The following is a 23563-nucleotide window of genomic DNA, read 5'->3' on the forward strand; positions in this document are numbered from 1 at the left end:
CCAGCAGGCCCCTCCCGCCGGCGAGGCTCCTTCGATTGGGCGGCTGCCTTGATCCCAATCAACATACCATTGACTTCCAATTATCATGGCCCATAGTTCCAATTTTCGGGGTCATGGAATCGGCATGTATCAGCGGCTTGTGGAACACCGGACAGAGGAAGCCCTTTCGGACACACCGGTGGTGCTGATCGTCGGCCCGCGCCGCGCCGGCAAGACCACCCTGGTGCGCAAGATGGGTGACGCCGGGCGGACTTACATCACCCTCGATGATCAAACGACGCTTGACGCCGCACGGTCCGACCCGGTGGGCTTCATTCGCGGTTTGGATCAGGCGATCATCGATGAGATCCAGCGCGTGCCCGACCTGCTACTGGCGATCAAGAAGACAGTGGACGAAGACTATCGCCCGGGCCGTTTTCTGCTGACCGGTTCCGCGAACGTCCTCACATTGCCGCGCGTCGCCGATAGCCTGGCCGGGCGGATCGAGACCATCCACATGCTGCCGTTGGCCCAAGCCGAGGTGACGGGCAAAACGCCGCAATTTCTGGAACGCCTGTTTGACGGCAAGCTGCGGGGCGATCCGGCGGCGATTATCGGCGACGATCTTGTCAAGCTAGTGCTCGTCGGCGGTTTTCCCGAGGCGATCAGCCGCGACAGCGAACGGCGGCGCCAAGATTGGGCGCGATCCTATTTGACCTCGGTCCTCACTCGCGACTTGAGGGACATCGCTGACATCGAGAAGCTGACGGAGCTGCCGAAGTTCGTCCGCCTCTTGGCGGAGCACTCGGGGCAGTTGGTAAACTACTCGCAGTTCGGTGGGAGCATCAATGTCAGCCACAAGACCGGGCAGCGCTATGTGACGCTCCTCGAACAGGTGTTCCTCGTCGCGACGTTGCAGCCCTGGTACACGAACGCGCTGAAGCGGATTGCCAAGACGCCCAAGCTGCATTTCCTCGATTCCGGTCTGCTCGCAACCACGCGCGGATTGAGCTTCGACCGGCTGAAGGCAAACCGCGGCGACTTCGGCGCACTGCTGGAGAGCTTCGTGTTCTCCGAGGTCATGAAGCTCATGACGGGTTCGGAGTTGCGGCTGACGCCGTATCATTTCCGCGATCAGCAGATGCACGAGGTGGATATCGTCCTGGAGCGCGATGACGGCATGATCGTCGGCATCGAAGTGAAAGCGGCGGCCACGGTGAAATCCAGCGACTTCGCCGGCCTGCGCACGTTAGCCGAGGCATGCAAGGACCGATTTGCCTTCGGCGTCGTGCTCTATGACAGCACTGATCTTGTGCCCTTCGGCGACAAACTAGCGGCCGCGCCGCTGTCATCACTATGGGGATGACGCCAATGGGCATGGGGAGAAATGGAAATGAATCATCTCCAGCAACATCAATGCGGAGAGGATCGCCTTCGATGAGTGTCGAGGTTTGAGCGCGCCCTCTCCACCATCCGCAGCAGGCGGAGCCAAGGCTGCGCTCGACGGCTACGAGTATCAGCTCGGCGTCTCGGTGTTGGCCGCTCTACGGTTGCTGCTGATCACCAAGTCGGCAAGCCGGATCACGCTCGAACCCGCCAACGAGGAAGATCTGGAGTCGGACCTCGAACCCGCAACGCCTGGCCGCGTCCAACCTAGCGCGAACCTGGCAGACGGCTACAAGCTCGTCGTGCAAGTGAAGCTCCGCAACAGCGGCCCCTGGTCAATCACCGATTTCGAATCGTTGCTCAAACGCGGCACGACCCGTCGACCGGCCAAACATCATCTCGACGATCCTGGCACGCGCTATCTTCTGATCACTAACGCCGACGCGAGCGGCGTGGCGCGTGACCTCTTGGTGCAGGGCCTGGAGGAGTGGCCGGAAGAGCAGACTTTCCCGGCCAGCCTATCTGGGACGCTACCCCATGCACCGGAAGGTCGGATCGCTATCTGGGGCGTTCTCACCGAGCGTCTCTTGGACTTGGAGATCAGCGACATCCTCGGCTCTCTTTTGCGGGTGCCGCAAGGCCGACAAGCAGAGTGTCGCACACGGCTACGCGACGAGGCTCGGCGGCGAATGCGCGGGACGAGTCCGGGTGTGTGGACGCGCGAGGACTTACTGAGCGTTGTCCGCGGCTGTGGCGGCTATTTGGCGAGCGCTCCCCAACTCGAGGCATTCGTGCCACCGGCAAACTACCGGGCCCTGAGCGATTTGCTCGAACGGCGGAATGGCCTCGTCATCACTGGGCCTTCGGGGACCGGCAAGACCTGGACGGCGCTGGCGCTGGTTGATCAGGCGCGGCAGCGGCCTTCCGCGCCTGAAATCATTCAGGTCAACGTCAACAACGGCCCCTCAAGCATGCGGACGCTGACCGACACCGGTCCGAAGCTCTTCTATGTCGAGGATCCGTGGGGGCAGTATAGCTTGCGGGGTGGCGCCGACGTCTGGACCGAGCAGCTACCGAGGCTGCTGCGCGAGGCGCACGCCGGGCATCAGTACGTTATCACCTCGCGTAGCGACATGCTCGGCCAAGCCAAGGCCGACGAGAGTCTCAAACGTTGGACAGGGGTGCTAGACGCCGACCAGTACCGGGATGGCGAGCTCGCAAATATCTACGACAAACGCTTAGAGTTCCTGGCGACCGAACTGCAGGCCAAGGCCCTGGATTTCCGGACGGACGCCTTGGAAGCGCTTGAAACACCATTCGAGATCGACCTGTTCTTTACGTACATGGCCGACGGCCCTGAGCCGGACGAGGTCGACCCCGCCTTCTTTCGGCGGATTCTCGCGCTGGCCCATCGCGATGCCGTGGAAGGCGTGGTCGTTTCTTATCTGAATGCGAGTGATCAGACCGGCTGGTCGGCAATCATCTGGGCGCTGCTGACGTCCAGAACGCAATTTGACCGCGGCCAGTTGATCGGGCTTAGCCGACAACTGCGGATCACGGACCCGACTCTTCTCGATGGGCTGGAGAAGCTGGTGAATCGGCTCGTCGTGACGCGCCATCTGCGCCAGCCCGGCCAGACCGTGAGCTTCTCACACCCGAGCGTTCGCGCTGGTTTCGAGATCTTCATCAAGGAGAATTGGGCGCGAAGCGAAACGGCATTGACGTCGATGATCTCCGCCCTAACCCAGTTGGGCGGTTCGCAGCGAGACTGGGCGCTCGAGACCGCGGCGCGTTCACTCAAGGCGATCGCCGATCTGGTCGCGGCCGCCGAAAATCTCGACATGGAGTTTGAGGCTCATAGCGCCAGTCGGGCTAGGATCGACGCTTGGCTGGAAGAGAGCTTGGTCGATCCGCGAGCCGATTTCCGGCCCGTGCTGCAACTGGCGTCCGACGTCGGCACGCAGAACTCCACCCCGTCGGAACTCGCGCGCTGGTTCATTAAGGGTATACGGCGCGGCGGGCAGTTCTTCCTCGACAGATGGCAGCCGCCGAGCTTCGACGACGCTTGGTATGAGCGCGTCTCGGCCGATCCTCGATCGTTCGTGATCGCGGATCGGTTTGTCTGCGAGCAATTGCCTGAGGATCGGGACGGCTTCGGCGATAACTTTCCGCACAAGCTCGATCGGATCGCGACTGGCCTCACGCCGGCCTTTCTCGCGGCAGCGCGCAAATTGGTTGGCTCCGGCTTCGACAGAAATGTCGGCGCGGTGGCGGCTGGCGCCGTGCGAGATCTCGACCGCTATGAAGAGGTGCTCGAGGCGGCGCTCGATGAGCTGGCGAGGCTTCGCCGTTCCTATGAGCGAGAGGGCAAGGAACAATGGCGTGCCATCGAAGACGGGGAATGCGACGCGGCTGTTGAGGAAGGCTATCAGTCCCAACATGAGGACGATGGCTATGCAGCCGGCATTTTCGTTGATGCCTATGTAAGGCAGGTGAGATCGCTCGGACGGTGGCGGAGCCTGACAGAGCATCCGCGGATATCCGAGCTGTGCCGCGCCTGGGCGGACGAGGTTGCTCGAGAAAGCGGTTCGGTTTCGCTTGAAGAAATTCGGGCCGTCATCTCCGTCGCAGCAAACAACAATGACGAAGATCGTGCCTGGGAGGCAGCGCGCAAGCACTGGCAAGCTCCGCTCATCTCAGACCTTCAACAGCGGATTCTTTCCAATCCGAGCGATGAGAGCTTGCGCGGTGCGCTCGCCTATTGCGCCTTGATCAAAGCGCCGGCCGCGCTTGCGCAGTGCTTCGAGCGATTGGCCGCAACACCCACATCGTTTGTGCATCTGCTTGTGGACACGCATGCGGCGCAGCGCCGCATTTCGAGCAAGACGCGGGCGCGGCGGATACGATCTCTCCTTGCGATGCTTCCGGGTGTGGCCGTCGAGATATTTCAGGCCCTATCCGTGAATAACAAAGCCGCATCGGCTGTCGGCCGAGAGGCCCTGTCCCTGCTGGACCAAGCGGCACAAGCAGCGACGCCGTCAGTACTCGACGAGATCGTGCCGATAATGATCGCCAACAGCGGCATCCCGTCAGCGGCCATCCGACGTTGGCTTGTTGAAGCCACGGACCATCGACTCGCCAAGGCCGCTGCCGAAGCTGCGATCCTCATCAAGGACGACGCGCTGGTATGGCTCGCGCTCGATCATAGTCGAGCGGACGCCCGTGAGGCTGCCCTTCCGTATCTTGCCGCGCGACTGCCAGACCCGCTGCCCCCGCGCCTCCTGGATTTCTCGTCCGATCCAGGTAGCCGGGTCCGGCGCGCCCTGCTCAGCATTCTTGCGACGCGGCGGTGCGCCGAGCATCAGAGCGTGCTCCGCAAACTAATCGATGATGATTGGTCGGATGCTGAAGCGTTCCACAACGATGAGCCGTCCTATCCCATCGCGCGTGAGGCGGTGGCCGGGCTGGCCGCCTACGGCAGCCTTTCGGACGACATTGGTGAGGCCTTATTGTTTAGGGCTGAACGCACAGACGACCGCTCGCTTGGCATGGTGGCGTTAGAGACCGCCGCGCAATGCGGCAGTCCCGCCATACGCAAGAAGATCTGGGCTCTTTCCTTCATCGACCAAGCCCGCTGGGTCAGGGTCGACGCCATAGATGCACTGAGTCAGGCCGATGTAGTCGAAAGCGAGATTCTCGACGCGATCACCGCCAAACTCCTCCTACGATTAGCGCCGCCCTTGGCCGCTTCCGCCTGCGTGTTGCTCGCGACTCACGGTCGGGTCGAGGCCGTGGTCGACGCGATGGAGCGGGTTGCATATTCGACCAAGCGGCGCGCGCTGTTGCTCCTTGGCGCCTGTCGCCTAGCCGCCCGCGACCGACCAGCCGCGCTCAGGCTGCTGGCGTTGCTCGGATCAGATCACCCCGCGCGGCGGCTGCTCGATCTGGGCGATGACGAACGATTGCCGAAAGCAGTGCTCGACGATCTTGGCCATATTCGCATTCGTAAGGCCGTGTGGAGTTGGCTCGACGACAAAATCGCAAAGGACTGAAGCCGGGCGCCCGGGCTCTGGGGGAGCCAGGGCGCGAAATTGATGAACGGAGATGTCGCATGACGCGGCCACCAAAGCATAGCAATCCGCCTGAGAAGGCCTTCGACCTGCTGGCTTTGGCTGCGGCCTTTGCTCAGCGGCATGGGCTAGACCTCAACGATCCCGCTCTGGTCGAGCGATTTCTCGCCGACGCGGCTGATCGCCTGAAGGCCGCGCTTGCCGATCCAACTCTTCTTCATGGCGCGCGAACTGAGCGTATGTTCGAGGCAACGGTCCTCAGCCTTGGTCGCTTCCGACTGTTCAAGACCGAGGATGTTGGGCGGGTCCACGCCGCGACGACCTTCCGTGCTGCGGACTATCGGGTCGTCCTGGACGACGGCGAGCAGTGGCTCGTCGAGGTCAAGAACGTGCGCTGCGAAAATCCGCAGAAGCAGCGAACGACAATGTCCGCCGCATATCTCGCTTCGCTGCAAGCCTATGCTGACGCAGTAGGCGCTCCGTTGCGGCTCGCCCTTTACTGGTCCCGCTGGAACCTGTGGACTGTCATTGCACCAGATCGTTTCCGCCGGCCTGACGGCGGCCTTCGTGTCACGATGATGGAAGCGGTCATCGCCAATGAGTTTGGCCGTTTGGGCGACGTGTCGATTTGGACAAAGCCGCCACTGCGGCTCGTCCTTGACGCCGCGACCGATAAGCCTCGAAAGCTCAGCGCCGAGGGATTAGCAGAATTCATCATTGGATCGGCGCGGGTCTATAGCGGCGACACCGAATTGACCGATCCACGGGATCGCCGCCTTGCCGAGATACTCTTCTTCTACGGCGAATGGCCGACGGAGGGGCCGTTAGCCGTCATGGGGGATGACGGCATCGGAGGGGTCGAATTCGTGGCCGCCCCGGAAGAGCCTTCCGATCAGGGTTTTGACGGGATTGGTTGGGCAAGCCGGATCTTCACGCGGTATTTCGCGACCCGGACGGTGGACGGCGACCAAGTCATCCAACTCAATGGCGCGCCAGTCCCTGAATGGTTTGCACCACTCGCCGCCAGGGACTTCAAACGCAGCCAACTTCCGCTCTGGCTCTTCCACCAGCAGCCCTCGAATGCGGCGCTGCCGGACGAAGAGTATGGCCAGCGCGGAGTTGGCTCATGAAGCGCCCACCAACTTATAGGAGCCTGATGGCCAGTGCTGGGATCGGTGGGCTTTCGACAGACGAAGCGTTCCTCCGCACCGGAATTCTTATCGACATGTGCGCGGCGCCGCGGCGCAAGGCTGGAATTGCAAGGGCGCTTGCTTGGTGTGACGAGTTGGAGGCCCGAGACCTAAGCCCAGCCGAGCGCGGCCAACTGGACTACTTCCGAGCCAACGCCTGGAACACCCGTCGGCCACGACGCCGGAGCAGCGACGTCTGGTTATGGGACCAGCCGGCACTTCAGCAGGAAATTTTCTTCCTGCGCCGCGCCGTCAGCGCCGAAAGCTTCTCTGCTGTCGAGCACTATCGTCGATGCGAGATCCTAGGCGGTGTGGACGGATTTGATGAGGATGAATGAGAAGGCGAGCGCGACGATTGCGGCGAAGCCGCGCTCTGTCTTCTCGCAGCGCAGGGCGACGCGCTTGAAACGCTTGAGCTTTCCGAAGCACTGCTCGATGCGGGCCCGGCCCTTGTAGAGCGCCTTCGGGAAGAAGGCGGGACGATCCTTCGCGTTGGATTTGAACGGGATGGCGGGCGCGATGCCGCGCGCTCGGGCCAGCGCCCGGTTGGCCTTGGCGTCATAGCCCTTGTCGGCGAGCGCCGCGCGGGGCTTCACATCGGGACCAAGATCCAGCAGCAGCTTGAACAGCGGGCTGTCGCCGGCCTCGCCGCCGGTCAGGTGGAAGGCGATCGGGTGGCCCTCGAAGTCACTCTTGAGGTGGATCTTAGTGGAGAAGCCGCCGCGTGAGCGCCCGAGGGCGTGGCCTTGCTGCCCCCTTTTGCCCCGGCGGCGGAGACGTGGGCACGCACCACGGTGGAATCGAACATCTGAACCAGATGCGCGGTGCGGCTGAGCGAAGCCAGCGTTTCGAAGAACAGCTCGAACACGCCGGCCTGGCGCAGCCGCCAGAACCGTTTCCAGACGCTGTTCCAGGACCCGAACTCCGCCGGCAGCGCCCGCCAGGAGATGTTGTGCACGGTGAAATAGTGCATGGCTTCGAGGAACTTGCGGTCGTCTCGCCCCTTGTCGCCCCGCCGCGAGCGGCAGGCGTGGAACACATCCAGCGCCACCGCCCAATCCTCGTCCGTCATCCGCGTCAGCATGGTCGACCTCGCCAAAAGCCGACCCTCTATGAATCACCGAAACAGCCGGAAGGGAATCCCCCCGCTTCGACCCCGCCAAATCCGTCCACACCGCCTAACCAATCTCGGAAATCTGCTCAGCCATCTCGGGCGCTCGATTGAAGCGCTGGAGATCTGGCGACGAGCCCTGGAAGTTGATCCCGAATTTTGGATGGCCCGCGGCAATCTCGGATCAGGCCTGATGCGCCTTGGTCGGCTTCACTACGACCGCAACCAAGGTGCTGTCATGCTCCTGTCCGCGCACAAGGAACTCGTGCGCGCCCTGGGGGACGCTGAGAAGTATCCGATTTTTGGCTCTCCCGAAGCGCGCGCTTACTTCGACCAGCAACGCCGCGATATCGAGGCCAACGTCGACCTATCCACCGTCGCGGAGAATTTCGAACCGGGCGGCTACGCAATCGGCCGGTCGAAACGGGAGCGCCAGTATCGTTTGTGGTGTCTGCGTCACGACTTGTTCCTGAACCTCCTCAACGAGCTCGGCCCCGACACCGTGGCGGCACATGATCCACTGGTTCTGCCGTCATTCGTAACGAAACTCGGGGGGCCGCCAGTGCTGATCGGCTATTTCAATCAGCTAAAACAGGAATTCGTATCGGCGCGGTGGTCGTTCTTCGAGGGCATCCAGGACGGCCCTGCGCACCTATCGGACAACGGCGTCCTCTTGGTCAACACGCTCGACTATCCGAGCTATGGGCTCAGTGTCGAAAAGATTCGAACGGCATATCGAACCGCGTATTCGTTGTTCGACAAGATAGCTTTCTTCCTAAATCAATACATGGCGCTCGGACACGCCGATCAGGACGTCTCCTTTCGTGCAGTGTGGCGCCCAAAGAAGGGGAAGGGGCCGCGCGGGATCCTCGCCGCGCTTGCCGCATCGAAAAATCTGTCCTTCCGCGGCCTTTACTGGGTCAGCAAGGACCTTTTCGAAGAGGCTTTTGTTGACGTGGCCGATCCGGACGCGCGCGCCCTTCACGAGCTGCGTATCCACCTCGAGCACCGCTACGTGAAGGTTCACGAGCTGATGGTTGGCCCGGCGGGGCGCCGGGACGCGGCAGGCGATTTGTTCGTCGACACGCTGGCATATTCGATCTCGCGCTCGGACCTTGAGGCCCGTACCCTCAGGCTGCTGAAGCTGGTGCGCGCAGCGCTTATCTACCTCTGCCTCGGTATGCATTGGGAAGAGCGGCGGCGCATGAAGCGGCGCCGAAGCAAACGGCTTATCGCGAGCCAGACGCTTCCCACGGTCGAAGACCGGTTCAAGCGCAAGTATTAGGCTCAGAACCCAATCACCGGATTGATACGGTTGGAGTTTGGTGATTCATTCCATTGCGGGGGCGACTGAGGTGATGATGGCGTCGCTGTTCTGGTTGACTGACGAGGCATGGGCCTCGATCGAGCCGCATCTACCGCATAACCAGCCCGGAGCCAGGCGGGTGGACGATCGCCGGGTGATCTCGGGGATTTTCCACGTGCTGAAGAGTGGCTGTCGGTGGGTTGATTGCCCGGCTGCCTATGGTCCCGCCACAACGATCTACAATCGCTTCAACCGGTGGTCGCGCCGAGGGTTCTGGCTCAGGTTGCTTGACGCACTGGTGGAGGCTGGTGCGGTGACCAAAAGCACCGCGATCGATAGTACTTACGTGAAGGCGCAGCGATCAGCCTTCGGAGGAAAAGGGGGGCGCAAGCGCAAGCGATCGGTCGGTCGCGCGGCGGCCAGACCACCAAGGTCCACGCGCTCACCGATGTCATCGGCCGCCCCTACGCGCTGATCCTCACGCCGGGTAACGTCGCCGATGTGACCGCAGCGCCTGAACTGCTCGCCCGTGCCCGAGGCGCTCGCTACCTGCTGGCTGACAAAGGGTACGACGCCGATGCATTGCGCCGCTCGCTGCGTCAGGTCGGCACCGTGCCCGTCATCCCCGGCCGGGCGAGCCGAAAGCCCCGTATCCGCTACGACCACGAGCGCTATCGGGAACGCCACCTGATCGAGAACGCCTTTGGCCGACTAAAGGACTTCCGTCGCGTCGCTACCCGCTACGACAAGCTCGCCATCAACTTCCTGTCCGGCGTTGCCCTCGCCACTGCTCTGGCCTTCTGGCTCTGAACGAGTCTGGACCCTAGCTCCGGGCCGATCAACGCGTGACTGTTCACATAGTACGCTTTTCACATAGTACGCTTCTCGCCCAGGACCGGAAGCTCGCCTGCGGTATATCGGCGCGAGACTTCCTGACTGGGCGTAGGGTATGCGAGTGGTGGATCATCGGCATCATGCTCGCCGCAACACTCTTTCGATACGCACGCGCTGGTAGCCGTGCGCATGCACATGCTGACGAAGCTGGCGGATGTCGCGCACGCCAAAAGCGACGGCGGCCTTCAAAGGGCTGGCGAACGTCGCGTAGTAGGACCAGCGGGCGTCAGCGGGGAGCGCGGCGTTCTGGCGGCGGTCGGTGAGAACCACGTCGCGCGGATCGCTGGTGTTGCGGAAGGCGTGGAAGGTGATCCAGTCGGCGCGACGATAGCGCGCCGCCTTGCTGAACGGGACCGACTGGACCTTTACGTCGCTTTGGTCGAGCACCCAATCGCGCTGCTCAAGAATCTGTCGGACCATATGGCCGACCATCTGCTTCACGCGGTCGGCCAGCACCTCTTCGCGAAACTCGGCGAGGAGTTGCTCTTCGATACCTTCAACGGCCGGCTTGCTCAGCTCCGAAGCCGTTTCCAGGCGCGCGACATTCTCTGGCGTCGTCAGGAACGACCAGATGCGTTGACCGAGATCCGTCGCATAGAGCGAGGCAAATTTGTCGGGGCTGTAGGTAAACATGAGAGGCCCTCCTTTACCGGGTAAATATGGCCGGTTATAAGAGCTTGTCAATGTCATTGGCGACGGGCCGAGCGGCATTGCGACGGGGAGGCCGATTTGGACTTCGACGATCTTGTAACCGCGCTTGCGCCGCCGCCGAACCGTGTCGGAAAGGCGGATGGCGAGCATGAGCACCACCTCTATGAGGGCGCGGTGATGGTCGCCTATGCCATGCACCTGCTGTGCACCGAGGGCGCGCGCGATGTCCGCATCCATCCCGACGGCGAGCACGGCAAGCAGTTCGATTTCGCGAGCTGGCTGGCGCGTCGAGGCTTCACGATGGTGTCGACGCTCGGCACGACGTCCTATGGCGGCCTCTATCGGAATGCGGACGGACAGACGATCACGGTCAACCCGAGGTCTGGGCTCGGTGATGTCGTCGCCGAGGCCGGCGGCCAGGTCATCTCGGCCGAGTGCAAAGGCGGTATCATCAACACGCGCCATTCGGGCCAGGTGTCGCGGCTCTACAAAGGTCTTTGCGAGACAGTCGGCATGCTGATGGCGACGCCGTCGCCGGGACGCCAGGTTGCCGTCGTGCCGAAGACTGATGCCACCGTCCGGCTTGCCGAGCGTCTCGCCCCGCGCTGTGCCCTGGCCGGGATTACTATCGCGCTGGTCGGAAGCCGCGGGGAGGTCGTCGACGTCGCGCCGGGGCTGGACGGTGCGGAACTGCCGGGACAAACCGACGATAAGAAGAAAGGGGCAGCGGGGAAATGCTGAACAGGGGTTCCGAGTGGCGCCGGTGGGAGCCGCACATTCATGCACCGGGTACGGCGATGAACAATCAGTTCAGCGGCCCGACGGCGTGGGACGATTACTTGGCCGCGCTAGAGAAGGCGACGCCGACGATCGAGGCGATCGCTGTGACCGACTATTATGTGACCGACACCTACGAAGAGGTGCTTCGGCACAAGGCGCTCGGCCGCTTGCCCAAGGCCGCGTTGATCTTCCCGAATGTCGAACTGCGGCTTGACGTGGCGACCGGCAAGGGCGGTTTCGTCAATCTCCACCTGTTTGTCAGTCCGGAAGATCCGAAGCACATCGAGGAACTGCAGCGGCTGCTTTCGCGGCTCCAGTTCAACGTCATGCAGGATCGCTTCGACTGCACCCGTGCCGATCTTATCCGGTTGGGCAAGAAGGCCGATCCGACCATCACCAACGATGGCGCCGCGCTTGCCTACGGGGCCAACCAGTTCAAGGTGAATTTCCAGAAGCTGCGCGAGGTGTTTTCGGAGAGTGGCTGGGCAAAGAAGAACATCCTCATCGCGGTCGCCGGCGGAGCGACCGACGGCACGTCTGGCGTGCGCGAAGCCGCCGACCAAACCATCCGACGCGAAATCGAAGGCTTCGCCCACGTCATCTTCGCCGGCAGCGTCGCGCAGCGCGAGTTCTGGCTTGGCGATCGCGATCTCAGTCCGGCGGAAGTGCGCGCGAGGTACGGCGGGCTCAAGCCCTGTCTCCACGGCAGCGACGCGCACAAACTGGAAGACGTTGCTACGCCGTTCGGGGACCGCTTCTCGTGGATCAAGGGCGGCCTCGAGTTCGACGCCTTGCGCCAGGCCTGCATCGACCCGGCCGGCCGCGCCTATGTCGGCGCCGAGCCGCCAGCCTCGGCAACGCCGTCGCAGGTGATCTCGAAGATCGAGATCCTCGACTCGCCGTGGGCGGCGACGCCGATGATTCCGCTGAACCCAGGGCTTGTCGCCATCATCGGCGCGCGTGGTTCGGGCAAGACCGCGTTGGCGGACATCATCGCTGCGGGTTGTGACTCTATCACCGATGAAGCCTGGAACGCCGACGAATGGGCCAACCCGTCGTTCCTCGTCCGGGCCCGACCGCTGATTGGCGCAGGCAAGGTCAAGGTCAGTTGGTCCGCAGGCGAGCCGAGCGTTCGCGCGCTGGATGGCTCTGACGCCAACGGACCCTTCGCCTATGAGCGGGTCCGTTACCTGTCGCAGCAGTTCGTCGAGGAGCTTTGTTCGTCGAACGGCCTGACGGACGGCCTGCTCCGCGAGATCGAGCGGGTTATCTTCGAGGCCCATCCCGATGACGAGCGGGATGGCGCGCTGAATTTCGCGGAGCTGCTCGAACAGCGCGCGACGCGGCACCGGCTTGCGCGCGAGCGCGAGGCCGAGGCCGTCGCCCAGATCTCCGACCGCATCAGCACCGAGCTGGAGAAGGAGAAGATGGCCGCGACCTATGAGTCGCAGGCGGCGCAGAAAAAGAAGCTGGTCGACGCCTACACGGCCGATCGAGCCAAGCTGGTCTCGGCGGGAAGCGAGAAGCGCGCCGAACGCCATACCGAGCTGGCCGGAGCGGCGAACACCCTGCGCGCGACGCTGCGCCGGTTCACGGGGCAACGGCAGACCTTCCTTGCGATGCAGGACGAGGTGAAGGATCAGCGGCGCAATCAGGCTCCGGAGAGCCTCCGGCAGGCGCAGTCCCGTCACTCGAACAGCGGTATGTCGGACGAGCAGTGGTCGGCCTTCCTGCTGGACTATACCGGGCCGGTCGACGCCAATCTCGAAGGCTATGTGAAATGGGCCGACGGGAAGATCGCCGAGCTGAAGGGCACACCCCTCGTACCGGGCGATCCGAACAAGCCGTACTTCCCGGACGACACCGATCTGAGCAAGCTGTCGCAGGCTATGCTCGACGCGGAGATGTCGCGGCTGGAGAAGCTGGTCAGTGCCGACAAGGAAACCCAGCGCCGCTATACGGCGCTCTCCGGCAATATCGCGACCGAGACCGCGGCGCTGCAAACACTGAACGAGAAGTTGAAGGACGCCCAAGGCGCCAAGGATCGGGCCAAGGACCTGCAGCGCGATCGCGAAGAGGCCTACGGGCGTGCGTTCGACGCGCTGGTCGCCGAGCAATCCGTATTGGAAGCGCTCTATGCGCCGTTGATGGAACGGCTGTCGAAGGCGTCCGGCACCCTGAGGAAGCTGTCGTTTTCGGTCGCGCGCGTGGCCAACGTCGAGCAGTGGGCATCGGAAGCGGAAGACGGGCTCATCGACCTCCGCAAGGCGGGTGCCTTCCGCGGCAAGGGCACGCTGCTGCAGAAGGCGAACGAAGTCCTCAAGGCGGCTTGGGAGACTGGCGACGCGGCCGCGGTGCGGACCGCGATGGCCGAGTTTCGGCGGCTTTATCAAAAGGAGCTGCTGGATCACTCGCCGGTGGCGCACGCCGATCAGGTCGAGTTCCGGGCCTGGTCGAAGCGGTTTGCACAGTGGCTGTTTAGCACTGACCACATCTCGATCCGTTACGGGATCGACTATGACGGCGTCGATATCAGGAAGCTCTCGCCGGGCACGCGCGGCATCGTGCTGCTGCTGCTCTATCTGGCCCTGGATGACAGCGACAATCGTCCGCTCGTGATCGATCAGCCGGAGGAGAACCTGGACCCCAAGTCGGTGTTCGATGAGCTGGTCCATCTCTTCATCGAGGCGAAGGCCCATCGGCAGGTCATCATGGTCACGCACAACGCGAACCTGGTGATCAACACCGACGCCGATCAGATCATCATCGCTGAGTCGGGGCCGCATCCGCAGGGGGCACTTCCGCCGATCACCTATAAATCCGGAGGGCTGGAGAACGCGGAGATCCGGAAAGCGGTGTGCGACATCCTTGAGGGTGGCGAGGGCGCATTTCAGGAACGAGCGCGCCGGCTGCGTGTGAGACTCGAACGGTAGATTTGATGTTGTAGGCGCGCGTCGTTGAGGGCCGGTGTTTGGCCCGATGGAGGCGGACCCCAAGGTGGATGCGAAATGCTGAAGGCCAGTGAAGAGGAAATTGAGTCCATTCGAGAATACTTCGAGTGGCAGGCCCCTGACCTAACGGTGACCTTTCTGCAAAAGGTCTACTCCGAAGCGGTATTGAACACCCATCATGACGTGTGGGACATCCACACCAATAAGGACCGATGGTGGGTCATCACTGGGGGCACCAACCTCTACTCCCAGCAGCAATTTCCGAACATGGATCTTGCGCTGACCTTCCACATCGGCCTCATTCTGCGCATTCCGCGCACGGAGCAGCAGCAACGAGACGACATGCGGCTCCTCCCGTTCGGGCCGGTCTTCGAGAAGATGGAGGAGGCTGGCGACGCGGTTAACCAGGCCCACAATCTCGCGGACTACCAGGCCGTCGGGGTTCGTTGCCGAGAGACCTTGCTTGAATTGATCGGTGTCGCCCAGGACGCGGCGGTTTGGACGGAGACACCACCGCAGCGCGCCAACTTCCGCGAATGGTCGGAAATCATCTGTAATGCCGTCGTGCCTGGCAGTAGCAATCGGGAGCGGCGCGGCGCCTTGAAAGGCGCGCTCGATAGCGCTTGGACGTTCTCCAATTGGCTCACGCACGCGAAGTCGGCCACCTGGCTCGACGCCGATATGGCACATACACTGATTCAGCATGCAATCGGCATGGCCACGTCACTGATCCTTCGTGAGCTCCGCGGGGTGCCGGAGGCTTGCCCGGAATGCGGATCACCCGATCTTGTGCCCGAACAGGGTGAAAACACTGCGGCGCCGGGCATTCTCTGGGAACGACCAAGATGCACTGAGTGTGGATGGGCCGGCAGGCCCGTTCCGATCCTTGATTCCGAGAATGGGCGGCCGCTCATAACCCGGGAGGGCGAGGAGACACATGACCACAGCATCATGACTGTGCCGCTGCGCGCCATCCGCAAGCCCGGCGATCCGCCAGTCGAAGCCCTGCGTGGCCCCGAGACGGGGCCGCCCGAGCCGGCTGAGTATTTCGCCTACGGGTCAAACATGGCGACTGCGCGGCTGCGTGAACGAATGCCGAGCGCCAAGCCGTTGGGAGTTGCCACACTGTCAGGCCATGAGCTGCGGTTTCACAAGCGCAGCAAAGACGGGTCGGGTAAGTGCAATGCGTTCGCGACCGATGACGATGAGAGAGCCGTCATCGGTGTTCTATTCAGTTTTGATCCCGCAGAACGTCGAAAGCTCGACGCCGCTGAGGGAGCCGGCAAGGGTTATGACGCCACGATGGTGACGGTCGTCAATGATAAGGGTCGTAGGCGAAAGGTTCTGACGTATATCGCCTCGAGTGAAGCAATCGACGAAAGCCTCAAGCCCTACAGTTGGTATAAGGAACATGTCTTGGCTGGCGGACGGGAGCACGGCCTTCCGCAAGACTACATCGATGAAGCCGTCGCAAAGGTTGAAGCTGTTGAGGATGCTGACGTCGCCCGAGCGGCGAGGGAGCTTGCGACGCATACCGTGATCGGGTAACCCGACATCACAATCTATGCGGCTAAGCGCTGAGCCTCGTTGCCATCCCAATCGTTGTCACCAGTTGCCTTTAGGAGGAAGCGGGCCAGTGGCGGTCCGCGAACTTGGTGGTATCGCGGTTGGTATCAGTTCGGAGCATGATCAGAAAACCCAATCTATACAACGCGAACTCAAACCAGTTGACCATCGAGTGGGAATGAGGGGAATCGGCGGCAATAGCGTAGTTTCGGCGGTGGTTTTCGCCTTCGCTTGATTGCCGTTCTCGTCCGTCTTTCACTCCCATTGAGTTGGCGTCCGCAGGACTGATCTGCGCGCACTCTCCGGATGACGTGAAGCCTGACGTTGCCCCACCTTTTATCCAGCCTTGAGTTCGTTCGGTGCGGGCCGGGCTTGACCGCGCTGCGGCGGCGGCCAGCGTTATCGAAGCTCGTTAAGAAGGAAAAAACGACCCGGACACGACGAAGCGCTCCCCGCAAACGGACCCGTGTCTCTGGCTCACTGTGCTTCGGCTTTGCAGGGCAACGGTTGTGGATAGCGCAAGAGGTTCTCGGCCATGAACGAGACGAAGGCGGAGAGTTTCGGCGATGGGTGGCGGCTTGCCGGCCACAAGATATGGAACGCGCCCACATCACGGATGAATTCGTCGAGCACGCTGACGAGCGTGCCGCGTAAGAGCTGAGCGCGCACTGCGAACTGCGGCAGGCAGGCAAGGCCGAAGCCTTCCTCGGCCAAGCAGATCTGGGGTTCCAGCGTGCTCGCAACCAGTGTGACCGGCGGAACCATCTCAAGATCCGCTCCGTCGCGCACGAGTGGCCAGCGCTCCAATTTGCCCGTCGAGGGATATTTGTGATGAAGGCAGGCGTGGGTGGCGAGGTCTTCCGGCACCTGCGGCACACCGCGCATGGCGAAATACTCCGGCGCCCCGACGATGCGGTGGGAGAAGGCGCCGACGCGGCGCATCATCAGCCGGCTGTCGCGCGCTTCACCGGTGCGGATCACCGCGTCGAAGCCTTCGTCGATCACATCCACCAGCCGGTCGGTGAAATCGAGGTCTAGCTCGATCTCGGGATAGGCGCGCATGAAGGCCATCACCGCCGGCATCATCAGCATGCCGATGAGCGGCAGGCTCACGCGGAGCTTTCCACGCGGCGCCGTGCGGGTCTGCGACAGTTCGAGTTCCGCCGCCTCGATCTCGCAGAAGATGCGACGGCAGCGATCGCGGAAGAGCTCGCCCTCCGACGTGAGGGTCAGCGACCGGGTCGAGCGGTGAAACAGCCGGACACCAAGCCGCTCCTCGAGCCGGGCCACCGCCTTGCCCACGGCGGAGGCCGAAATGCCGAGCTTGATCGCGGCGGCAGCGAAACTGCCGGCCTCGGCTGTCTGAACGAAGGCATTGAGCGCGCCGAGGTGTTCCATGGCAGCTTTCCGATTACGGACTCATGTGTCCGAAATAAACGGAATTCTAGCCTTATTATTCCGCGCCAGCGATAGCCCTAATCTCATGGGCATGACAGAGACATGCTCCCACGACGTGACCGGCCACGTCCAGCCGACCTCGGCTCCCTTCCCATGGTCCAGCCTTTTGGCGCTTGCGATGGCCGGGTTCATCACCATCCTGACCGAGGCGCTTCCGGCGGGTCTGTTGCCGCAGATCGGCGCGAGCCTGAGCGTTTCCGAAGCGCTCGCCGGGCAGCTCGTCACGCTCTACGCCATCGGTTCGCTCGCCGCGGCCATTCCCCTGACCACCGCGACCCAAGGCATGCGGCGGCGACCGCTGCTTCTCCTCGCCATCTCTGGATTTGCGGTGGCGAACACGGCGACCGCGCTCTCGGATAGCTATGAACTGACGCTCGCCGCCCGGTTCGTCGCCGGTGTTTCCGCTGGCCTCCTCTGGGCGCTGATCGCCGGCTACGCCGCACGGATGGTGCCGGAGGGATCGAAGGGGCGCGCCATCGCCGTCGCGATGATCGGCACACCGCTGGCACTGTCACTCGGCATCCCGGCAGGCACTTACCTCGGCTCGATCATCGGGTGGCGGGCTTCGTTCGGGCTCATGAGCGGCCTGACCCTGATCCTGATCGCCTGGGTGGCGATGAAGGTCCCCGACTTCGCTGGACAGGCAGAGGACAAACGGCTTCCGCTCCGCCACGTCTTCGCCTTGCCCGGCATCCGGCCCGTCCTGTTCGTCACGCTGACCTTCGTGCTCGCCCACAACATCCTCTACACCTACATCGCGCCATTGCTGGGCAGCGCAGGCGGGGCGACCAGGACCGATCTCGCTCTGCTCATCTTCGGGATGGCTGCGTTGGCCGGGATCTGGATCGTCGGCGTTCTGATCGACCGTCATCTGCGCCCTCTCACCTTGGTCAGCATCGCGTTGTTCGCCCTTGCGGCGCTCGCGCTGGGTGTCGCCGGATACGCACCGACCGTCGCCTTGAGCGCCACGGCGCTCTGGGGCCTCGCCTTCGGCGGCGTCGCCACGCTGTTTCAGACCGCCCTCGCCAAGGCCGCCGGGGACATGCACGACCTCGCCCAGTCCATGCTCGTCACCGCCTGGAACGCGGCCATCGCCGGCGGCGGCATCATCGGCGGCATGCTGCTCGATCATTTTGGAGCCGGTGCCTTTGCGCCCGTCGCGCTCTTGCTCCTGGCCGCGGCCTTCATCGCCGCACACCGCGCTTGCCGGCACGGATTTCCCGTCTCGTTCGCCCCTTGATCCGAAACGGAACTCTCATGCTCGAACGCCCCCTTCAGACGTCTTCCACCTCGCTCTCCAGGCGGCTCGATGCCGTCATCGACGGTGCGATTGCCGCCGAGCGCATCGTCGGCGCCGTCGTCCTGGTGCGCCGGAACGGCCAGCCGGTCTACGCCCGTGCCGCTGGCCTGGCGGATCGCGAGGCCGGTGCCCCGATGCGCGATGATGCGCTGTTCCGCCTCGCTTCAGTGTCCAAACTCTTCGTCGCGGCGGCGGCCATGGCGTTGGTCGGGCAAGGCGAGCTCGATCTCGATCGGCCGATCACCAAGTGGCTCCCGCATTTCGCGCCGCGTTTCGGTGGCGAGCCAGCCGCCATCTCACTGCGCCACCTCCTCACCCACACGTCCGGTCTCGGCTACGGCTTTCTGGAGCCGGAAGACGGGCCGCTGCATCGCGCCGGTGTCTCGGACGGCATGGACCGAACCGGCATCACGCTCGCTGAGAACCTGCGCCGGCTCTCCGGAGTGCCACTGCTATTTCGACCGGGCACGCGGTTCTGCTATTCGCTCGCCATCGATGTCGTCGGAGCACTGATCGAGGCCGCGACGGGACAGGCATTGCCGCAGGCGGTGCGGATGCTTGTGACCGAACCGCTCGGGCTGAACGACACCGGCTTCTCGATTGCGGACCCGGCCCGGCTGGCTGCCGCCTACGCCGACGACACCCCGCATCCGCGCCGGATGCGTGAGCCCGACTTGGTGCCGTTTCTTCCCGGTTTCCCCGGCCTGCGCATGGACCCGTCACGCGCCTTCGACCCGGAGGCCTTCCCGTCCGGAGGCGCCGGCATGATCGGCAGCGCCAGCGACACGATGGAACTTCTAGAAGCGCTGCGATCGGGCGGCGGGCCGGTGATTTCTCCCGAACCCGCGGCTGAAATGGCGCGAGATCACATTGGCGAACTCGATATCGAAGGCTCACCCGGCTGGGGCTATGGCCTCGGCTTCTCGATCTTGCGCGATGCGACCGCGGCCGGCGTGTCCGAGTCTCCGGGCACATGGCGGTGGGGTGGTGCCTATGGCCATAGCTGGTTCGTCGATCCCGGCAAAGGCCTGACGCTGGTGGCCTTCACCAACACCGCGCTCGAAGGCATGTCGAACGGCGGCCGCTTCTCCGCCGACCTCAGCCGGGCCCTTTATGTCGCGATCGGACCATAGGCGGCGCGACCCTTCCGAAAATCTCGCCGTTGCTGCCGTTTCCCGCACGCGGACGCCAGACGCCTTCAACGCACGAGCAACACGCATCACTTGTCGCGTCCGCCCAGGCGAGAATGGCGTTCGCGCTCAACAACCAGACCTCTGTCGACGAGGTGGACATCGGCCCGTTATCGAGGACCAGCCCGGCCCCTCGCCTATCCCTGTTCAACGATCCGCCGCGCCAAGCGCAAGGCGTTGAAAGGTGCCATGCAGTATTTACCTGTGTTGACGGAGATATAGCCCTTGTCGACAAAGGCTCCGACATCGTGGCGCTGGTGCAATTCGCTGCGGCGATCGGAGATGTCGCTGCCGCCCCAGGCGAAGATCCAGCCCCCCTGCACATCTGGCGCTTCATCAAGGACGATGCCCGAAGCGCCCGGGATCAGCTTTGCCAGCCCCTGCAGGCTCTGGGCCGCGATCGTGGCCCTTTGGCCGGAATCCAAATCGGCCATATGAGGCAGATCCGCTTGATCCGACATCGCCAGGCGACAGGTCGGATACCAGGAGAGATAGAAACGCCCGTCACCAAAATTGACGATATCACCGTAAGGACCGACGATGAATGTGCAGGAGGGGATGGCCGCAGCAGAACCGCGGATATGTATTGCCGTCTTGTAGCGGTATAGCCAGGGGCGGCCGGGATGGCAGCCGGCGGTTGCGTCGAGCCGCATGAGCGAGCGCCAGGACGCGTTCACGACCGACCGAAACCCGCGCTCGGAACTTCCGTCGGCGAAATCCAGGCGGAACATGCCCTCCCGCCGGTTCACGGACACGACTTCCATGCCAGTCACGAGCCGTACCAGCGGCTCCTCGCGCAGCCGCGCCGCCACCAGATCGGCGAGCGCATGCGTATCCACCGCGATCTCAGGCGTGGCGAAGGCCGCCGGCACGTGATCCCCGGCAAAGACCCCGTCGACGGCCACCTCCACGGGAGGCTGCCAGGCCTGCCCTCCGAATATCCGCGGCCAGCGCCCCGCATGCCCGGCGAGACGCCGGGCGATGCCCTCGAAATGTTCCCCAACCTGCGCCACCGTCACCAGGGAATCATTCGGCACGCCATAAACGAAACGATGGGGCGCCACCACATGCGAGAGGTCTCGGCCCAGCAAACGTTCCAGATTGGGCAGGAATTCCAGAGAAGCCTGGATCATCGCATCCGAGCTGCGCCGCGAAGGGTCATTGGCGTAAACGAAGCCCAGGTGCAGTTTGCCTTCGTTCCATCGGCTGGCTTCGCTCATCGGCTCGGGGGCGGCGTCGATCAGCGTGACCGCCTGACCCAGCGCCGCCAGTTCCAGGGCCAGGCACGCGCCCTGCAAACCCGCTCCGATAATCGCGATCACAGCCGCCCTCCTTCCGCAGGCCCGCTCAATGTCTGCTGGAAGGCGGCCTCCGCTGCGGCTTGGAGCGCGTCACTGTCCATGAACCATGGGGCGACATCCCCCAGGGCGGCATTGGCCACCAGGGCCCCGAATGCGTCGCCAGCATCGAGACGCTGGCGCGCCAGCACCTGGAGCGCCAGCGGGCTGCCGGGATCTGCCGCTACAGCACGCTCCGCCGCTTCCAGCGCGGCCTTCGGATCCCGCCCATTCTGAGCATGGAAATGTGCAAGGGCCACATGCGCGAGGCTGCGTATGCGAATGGCGCCTGAAACCTCCGAGTGATGATCGCAGATTGCCAGCGCTCGCCGCAATTGTTCCTCAACGACCTCCCCCGGCCCCAAGCGTCCTGACAGGAAACGGAGCGCTGCGACCGCATCGATACCGGCTTCGACGAGCTGCAGCTGCGGCGACACGGGCAATGCCGCGGCGGCGCGACGGCGCAGCCGCAGCCTGTGGTCCTCCAACCCCGCGCGCTGGACCGATAGGTCCACCCGATTTCGTGCGACAGAGGCGGTGACCCGGCCATCCGCGTGAAGGCGCTTGAAATAAAGGGTCCGCGGCACGTGTCGGGCAATGCCCTGCGTGAGCAGATGGAAGGCCCATTCGCATTCCACCAGAAACCCCCGGAAAGCATCGACCGGAAAGGCGCTGGCGGTGAGAACCTCGCTACGGGTGAGCCCACGCCACGGCGGCGCTTCGCCTCCTGCCGCAAGAAAGGAAATCAACCGCTCCGCAACAGGCCCCTCATCGAGAATTTGACTGCGGCGTGTCGGCCGCGCGGCGTTCAAGAATTGAATATCACCGTAGGCCGACACCACGCGCGGATCAGCCTCCACCACAGGCAGCAGCCATTCCACGTAGCGCGGATGCAGAAAATCGTCGTGGGGCAGCACGAGGAAGAATGGGCTTGAAACCCGCCTCAGCATCGCGGCGATATTCTCAGCCCAGCCAAGGACGCGATCATTGACCCGGTAGTGAACGCGACCATCGTCAGAAAATCGCTCACATATTCGCGCCTCATCTTCGCCTTCAGGCTCAATGGCGAGATCGATCCGGATGTCGCGGTATGTCTGCTTCAGGAGATGGCTCAAAGTCTGATGCAGAAAAGAACTGGCCCGGTATACCGGAATACATATGGTTACCTTGGACATTCGCAAAGGCCCTTGCAGCACCCACGAACCACGCGTGCCCCTCTATGAGCTAGGCGGCCGCAAAAACGTCGTGACCCCGGAGAGCCATTTTACGAAGTCGGCTAAATATGGCAAGCCATGAGCCCCATTGCACAACCATCAACACCGCAGAGTTATTTACGTATCAATGAACTAATTCCGCATTCAAATTGCATTCAGTTCACAACAAAACTTACGCACAATCATATGTGCAAATATATATCGCGTTCATATTCCACCGCTGCCACTCGTTGTAATTTGGGGATGAGACCATCGGCCCCTTGCCCCGCGCACGCGCTGGCGCTAGCTTCAAAAAATGGTCAAATATCATAGGTGTATCAATTCATTGATTTGGAGAAATGTGTCGACGTCCGCTGATATCGAAGCAAGATTGGCCTGGTAAAAATCATCTCTAGACTGGAGTAGCCTGCTTCATGACGTCCTTATCGGAAGCTCCGAGAAGTCGTGCAGCCCATATGTTCTGGGCGTATGGAGACTTGTCGCGCCTGGAGACGCTTTGCGCGCGCTCGTTCGTCGCGCAGGGCTGGGATCTGACGATCTGGACTTATGGCGGAGTGCAGAACGCTCCGGCTGGCGCCGCCGTTCGCGATGCACGCGACGTGCTTCCGGAATCGCGGGTGTTTCTGAACTCACGCGGCTCATATGCCGGCTTCTCCGATTACTTCCGCTATGCCGTCTTGAATCGCTTCGGTGGATTGTACACTGATACCGACGTAATTGCCCTGCGCCCCCCGTCCGCGATGCCGCAGGGACCCTTCATGGTGACAGAGCGCACGCAGGGGCAGCAAGGACAGGCCGGGCCTCTGGGCATCAATGGAAACGTGCTGTCGAACCCCCAACCCCACGCCGGCAACGTTATCGACCTCGCACTCGCCTATACGCACCGGTTCCCGAAATCGGACGTCATCTGGTCCGAAATCGGTCCTGCGCTGCTTACCGCCATCGTGTCCATATATCCGAAGCACGGATTTCAGATCATGCCGCCGGAGTTCGCAAATCCGGTAGATTGGTGGCGCTGCCCTTCTGCCCTGATGAGTCCCGGCGAGAGCCTTCCTGAAAGCTCCGCCTTCCTGCACCTCTACAACGAGATGTGGCGCCGGGCGGGTATCGACAAGAATGACGTCGAGTTTCCGAAGGGCAGCATCATGCATGCCCTCGCCGGCACCTATCTTTGAAATTT

At 62.9% G+C, this 23563-nt stretch carries 17 protein-coding genes and 1 pseudogene; 12 read left to right on the forward strand and 6 right to left on the reverse strand.

The genetic code is table 11. The features are described 5' to 3' along the window. Nucleotides 1-124: 124 nt before the first annotated feature. The 4 genes from V5F75_RS14230 to V5F75_RS14245 all read left to right on the forward strand — a co-directional run bounded on the left by V5F75_RS14230 (nt 125) and on the right by V5F75_RS14245 (nt 6963). Nucleotides 125-1345 carry an ATP-binding protein gene (locus V5F75_RS14230; RefSeq protein WP_394038043.1) on the forward strand — a complete coding sequence of 407 codons (1221 nt, stop codon included), beginning with the start codon at nt 125-127 and terminating at the stop codon, nt 1343-1345. A gap of 85 nt (nt 1346-1430) precedes the next feature. Next, entirely contained in the window at nt 1431-5417 is a 3987-nt protein-coding gene (locus tag V5F75_RS14235) for an nSTAND3 domain-containing NTPase (protein ID WP_394038041.1), read from the forward strand. A 59-nt stretch (nt 5418-5476) separates the two neighbouring features. Next, complete coding sequence (locus V5F75_RS14240; protein WP_394038039.1) at nt 5477-6565, forward strand: hypothetical protein; 1089 nt, start codon at nt 5477-5479, stop codon at nt 6563-6565. Then, nucleotides 6562-6963 carry a hypothetical protein gene (locus V5F75_RS14245; RefSeq protein WP_509212082.1) on the forward strand — a complete coding sequence of 134 codons (402 nt, stop codon included), beginning with the start codon at nt 6562-6564 and terminating at the stop codon, nt 6961-6963. The genes V5F75_RS14240 and V5F75_RS14245 overlap by 4 nt, the downstream gene beginning before the upstream one ends. Here V5F75_RS14245 and V5F75_RS14250 read toward each other — a convergent pair. After that, nucleotides 6928-7569: an IS5 family transposase gene (locus tag V5F75_RS14250; protein WP_509212177.1), complete on the reverse strand. Its 642-nt coding sequence runs from the start codon at nt 7567-7569 to the stop codon at nt 6928-6930. The two genes, V5F75_RS14245 and V5F75_RS14250, sit on opposite strands and share 36 nt — an antisense overlap. Further along, nucleotides 7542-7709, reverse strand: a pseudogene (locus tag V5F75_RS14255) (transposase); the annotation flags it as partial. The gene V5F75_RS14250 and the pseudogene V5F75_RS14255, both read right to left, overlap by 28 nt. On the opposite strand from V5F75_RS14255, the gene V5F75_RS14260 reads away from it, so the two are divergent. Further along, nucleotides 7708-9021, forward strand: coding sequence for an LA2681 family HEPN domain-containing protein (locus V5F75_RS14260; RefSeq protein ID WP_509212083.1), 1314 nt, complete (start codon nt 7708-7710; stop codon nt 9019-9021). The pseudogene V5F75_RS14255 and the gene V5F75_RS14260 sit on opposite strands and share 2 nt — an antisense overlap. Nucleotides 9022-9097: 76 nt before the next feature. Further along, nucleotides 9098-9852, forward strand: a protein-coding gene (locus V5F75_RS14265; protein ID WP_509212173.1) for an IS5 family transposase whose coding sequence is annotated in 2 segments (ribosomal slippage) — nt 9098-9410 and nt 9410-9852 — 756 coding nt in all. Because the reading frame shifts where the segments join, the coding sequence is not laid out codon by codon here. A 162-nt stretch (nt 9853-10014) separates the two neighbouring features. On the opposite strand, the gene V5F75_RS14270 is transcribed toward V5F75_RS14265, so the two are convergent. Further along, a complete protein-coding gene (locus V5F75_RS14270) occupies nt 10015-10569 on the reverse strand; it encodes a hypothetical protein (RefSeq protein ID WP_394037822.1) in 555 nt (184 codons plus the stop codon). Between the two features lie 96 nt (nt 10570-10665). On the opposite strand from V5F75_RS14270, the gene V5F75_RS14275 reads away from it, so the two are divergent. From V5F75_RS14275 to V5F75_RS14285, 3 genes are all read left to right on the forward strand, one after another. After that, complete coding sequence (locus tag V5F75_RS14275) at nt 10666-11328, forward strand: hypothetical protein (RefSeq protein WP_394037824.1); 663 nt, start codon at nt 10666-10668, stop codon at nt 11326-11328. Then, a complete protein-coding gene (locus tag V5F75_RS14280) occupies nt 11322-14300 on the forward strand; it encodes a TrlF family AAA-like ATPase (RefSeq protein WP_394037826.1) in 2979 nt (992 codons plus the stop codon). Before V5F75_RS14275 ends, V5F75_RS14280 begins: the two co-directional genes overlap by 7 nt. Nucleotides 14301-14375: 75 nt before the next feature. Then, nucleotides 14376-15866 (forward strand): gamma-glutamylcyclotransferase, encoded by a 1491-nt coding sequence (locus V5F75_RS14285; RefSeq protein ID WP_394037828.1) that lies wholly within the window; start codon nt 14376-14378, stop codon nt 15864-15866. A 495-nt stretch (nt 15867-16361) separates the two neighbouring features. On the opposite strand, the gene V5F75_RS14290 is transcribed toward V5F75_RS14285, so the two are convergent. Next, entirely contained in the window at nt 16362-17282 is a 921-nt protein-coding gene (locus tag V5F75_RS14290; protein ID WP_394037830.1) for a LysR family transcriptional regulator, read from the reverse strand. Between the two features lie 178 nt (nt 17283-17460). Here V5F75_RS14290 and V5F75_RS14295 point away from each other — a divergent pair, with 178 nt between their 5' ends. Both V5F75_RS14295 and V5F75_RS14300 read left to right on the forward strand, forming a co-directional pair. After that, complete coding sequence (locus V5F75_RS14295) at nt 17461-18582, forward strand: MFS transporter (protein WP_394037832.1); 1122 nt, start codon at nt 17461-17463, stop codon at nt 18580-18582. A gap of 17 nt (nt 18583-18599) precedes the next feature. Further along, nucleotides 18600-19775: a serine hydrolase domain-containing protein gene (locus V5F75_RS14300; protein ID WP_394037834.1), complete on the forward strand. Its 1176-nt coding sequence runs from the start codon at nt 18600-18602 to the stop codon at nt 19773-19775. A 194-nt stretch (nt 19776-19969) separates the two neighbouring features. Here V5F75_RS14300 and V5F75_RS14305 read toward each other — a convergent pair whose 3' ends face one another. Both V5F75_RS14305 and V5F75_RS14310 read right to left on the reverse strand, forming a co-directional pair. Continuing rightward, nucleotides 19970-21154, reverse strand: coding sequence for an FAD-dependent oxidoreductase (locus V5F75_RS14305; protein ID WP_394037835.1), 1185 nt, complete (start codon nt 21152-21154; stop codon nt 19970-19972). Then, nucleotides 21151-22344: a glycosyltransferase family 2 protein gene (locus V5F75_RS14310; RefSeq protein ID WP_394037836.1), complete on the reverse strand. Its 1194-nt coding sequence runs from the start codon at nt 22342-22344 to the stop codon at nt 21151-21153. Before V5F75_RS14310 ends, V5F75_RS14305 begins: the two co-directional genes overlap by 4 nt. A gap of 452 nt (nt 22345-22796) precedes the next feature. On the opposite strand from V5F75_RS14310, the gene V5F75_RS14315 reads away from it, so the two are divergent. After that, complete coding sequence (locus tag V5F75_RS14315; protein WP_509212084.1) at nt 22797-23558, forward strand: glycosyltransferase; 762 nt, start codon at nt 22797-22799, stop codon at nt 23556-23558. Nucleotides 23559-23563: the final 5 nt, after the last annotated feature.

Origin of the sequence: Xanthobacter albus (assembly GCF_043194895.2) — a bacterium.
In the GTDB taxonomy this organism is placed as follows: Bacteria; Pseudomonadota; Alphaproteobacteria; order Rhizobiales; family Xanthobacteraceae; genus Xanthobacter.

Excerpts from the sequence above, each read along its gene's own strand:
- V5F75_RS14230 (WP_394038043.1), top strand. The coding sequence starts at position 125 with ATGTATCAGCGGCTTGTGGAACACCGGACAGAGGAAGCCCTTTCGGAC.
- V5F75_RS14240 (WP_394038039.1), top strand. The coding sequence starts at position 5,477 with ATGACGCGGCCACCAAAGCATAGCAATCCGCCTGAGAAGGCCTTCGAC.
- V5F75_RS14245 (WP_509212082.1), top strand. The coding sequence starts at position 6,562 with ATGAAGCGCCCACCAACTTATAGGAGCCTGATGGCCAGTGCTGGGATC.
- V5F75_RS14260 (WP_509212083.1), top strand. The coding sequence starts at position 7,708 with ATGGTCGACCTCGCCAAAAGCCGACCCTCTATGAATCACCGAAACAGC.
- V5F75_RS14270 (WP_394037822.1), bottom strand. The coding sequence starts at position 10,569 with ATGTTTACCTACAGCCCCGACAAATTTGCCTCGCTCTATGCGACGGAT.
- V5F75_RS14280 (WP_394037826.1), top strand. The coding sequence starts at position 11,322 with ATGCTGAACAGGGGTTCCGAGTGGCGCCGGTGGGAGCCGCACATTCAT.
- V5F75_RS14285 (WP_394037828.1), top strand. The coding sequence starts at position 14,376 with ATGCTGAAGGCCAGTGAAGAGGAAATTGAGTCCATTCGAGAATACTTC.
- V5F75_RS14290 (WP_394037830.1), bottom strand. The coding sequence starts at position 17,282 with ATGGAACACCTCGGCGCGCTCAATGCCTTCGTTCAGACAGCCGAGGCC.
- V5F75_RS14295 (WP_394037832.1), top strand. The coding sequence starts at position 17,461 with ATGGCCGGGTTCATCACCATCCTGACCGAGGCGCTTCCGGCGGGTCTG.
- V5F75_RS14300 (WP_394037834.1), top strand. The coding sequence starts at position 18,600 with ATGCTCGAACGCCCCCTTCAGACGTCTTCCACCTCGCTCTCCAGGCGG.
- V5F75_RS14310 (WP_394037836.1), bottom strand. The coding sequence starts at position 22,344 with ATGTCCAAGGTAACCATATGTATTCCGGTATACCGGGCCAGTTCTTTT.
- V5F75_RS14315 (WP_509212084.1), top strand. The coding sequence starts at position 22,797 with ATGACGTCCTTATCGGAAGCTCCGAGAAGTCGTGCAGCCCATATGTTC.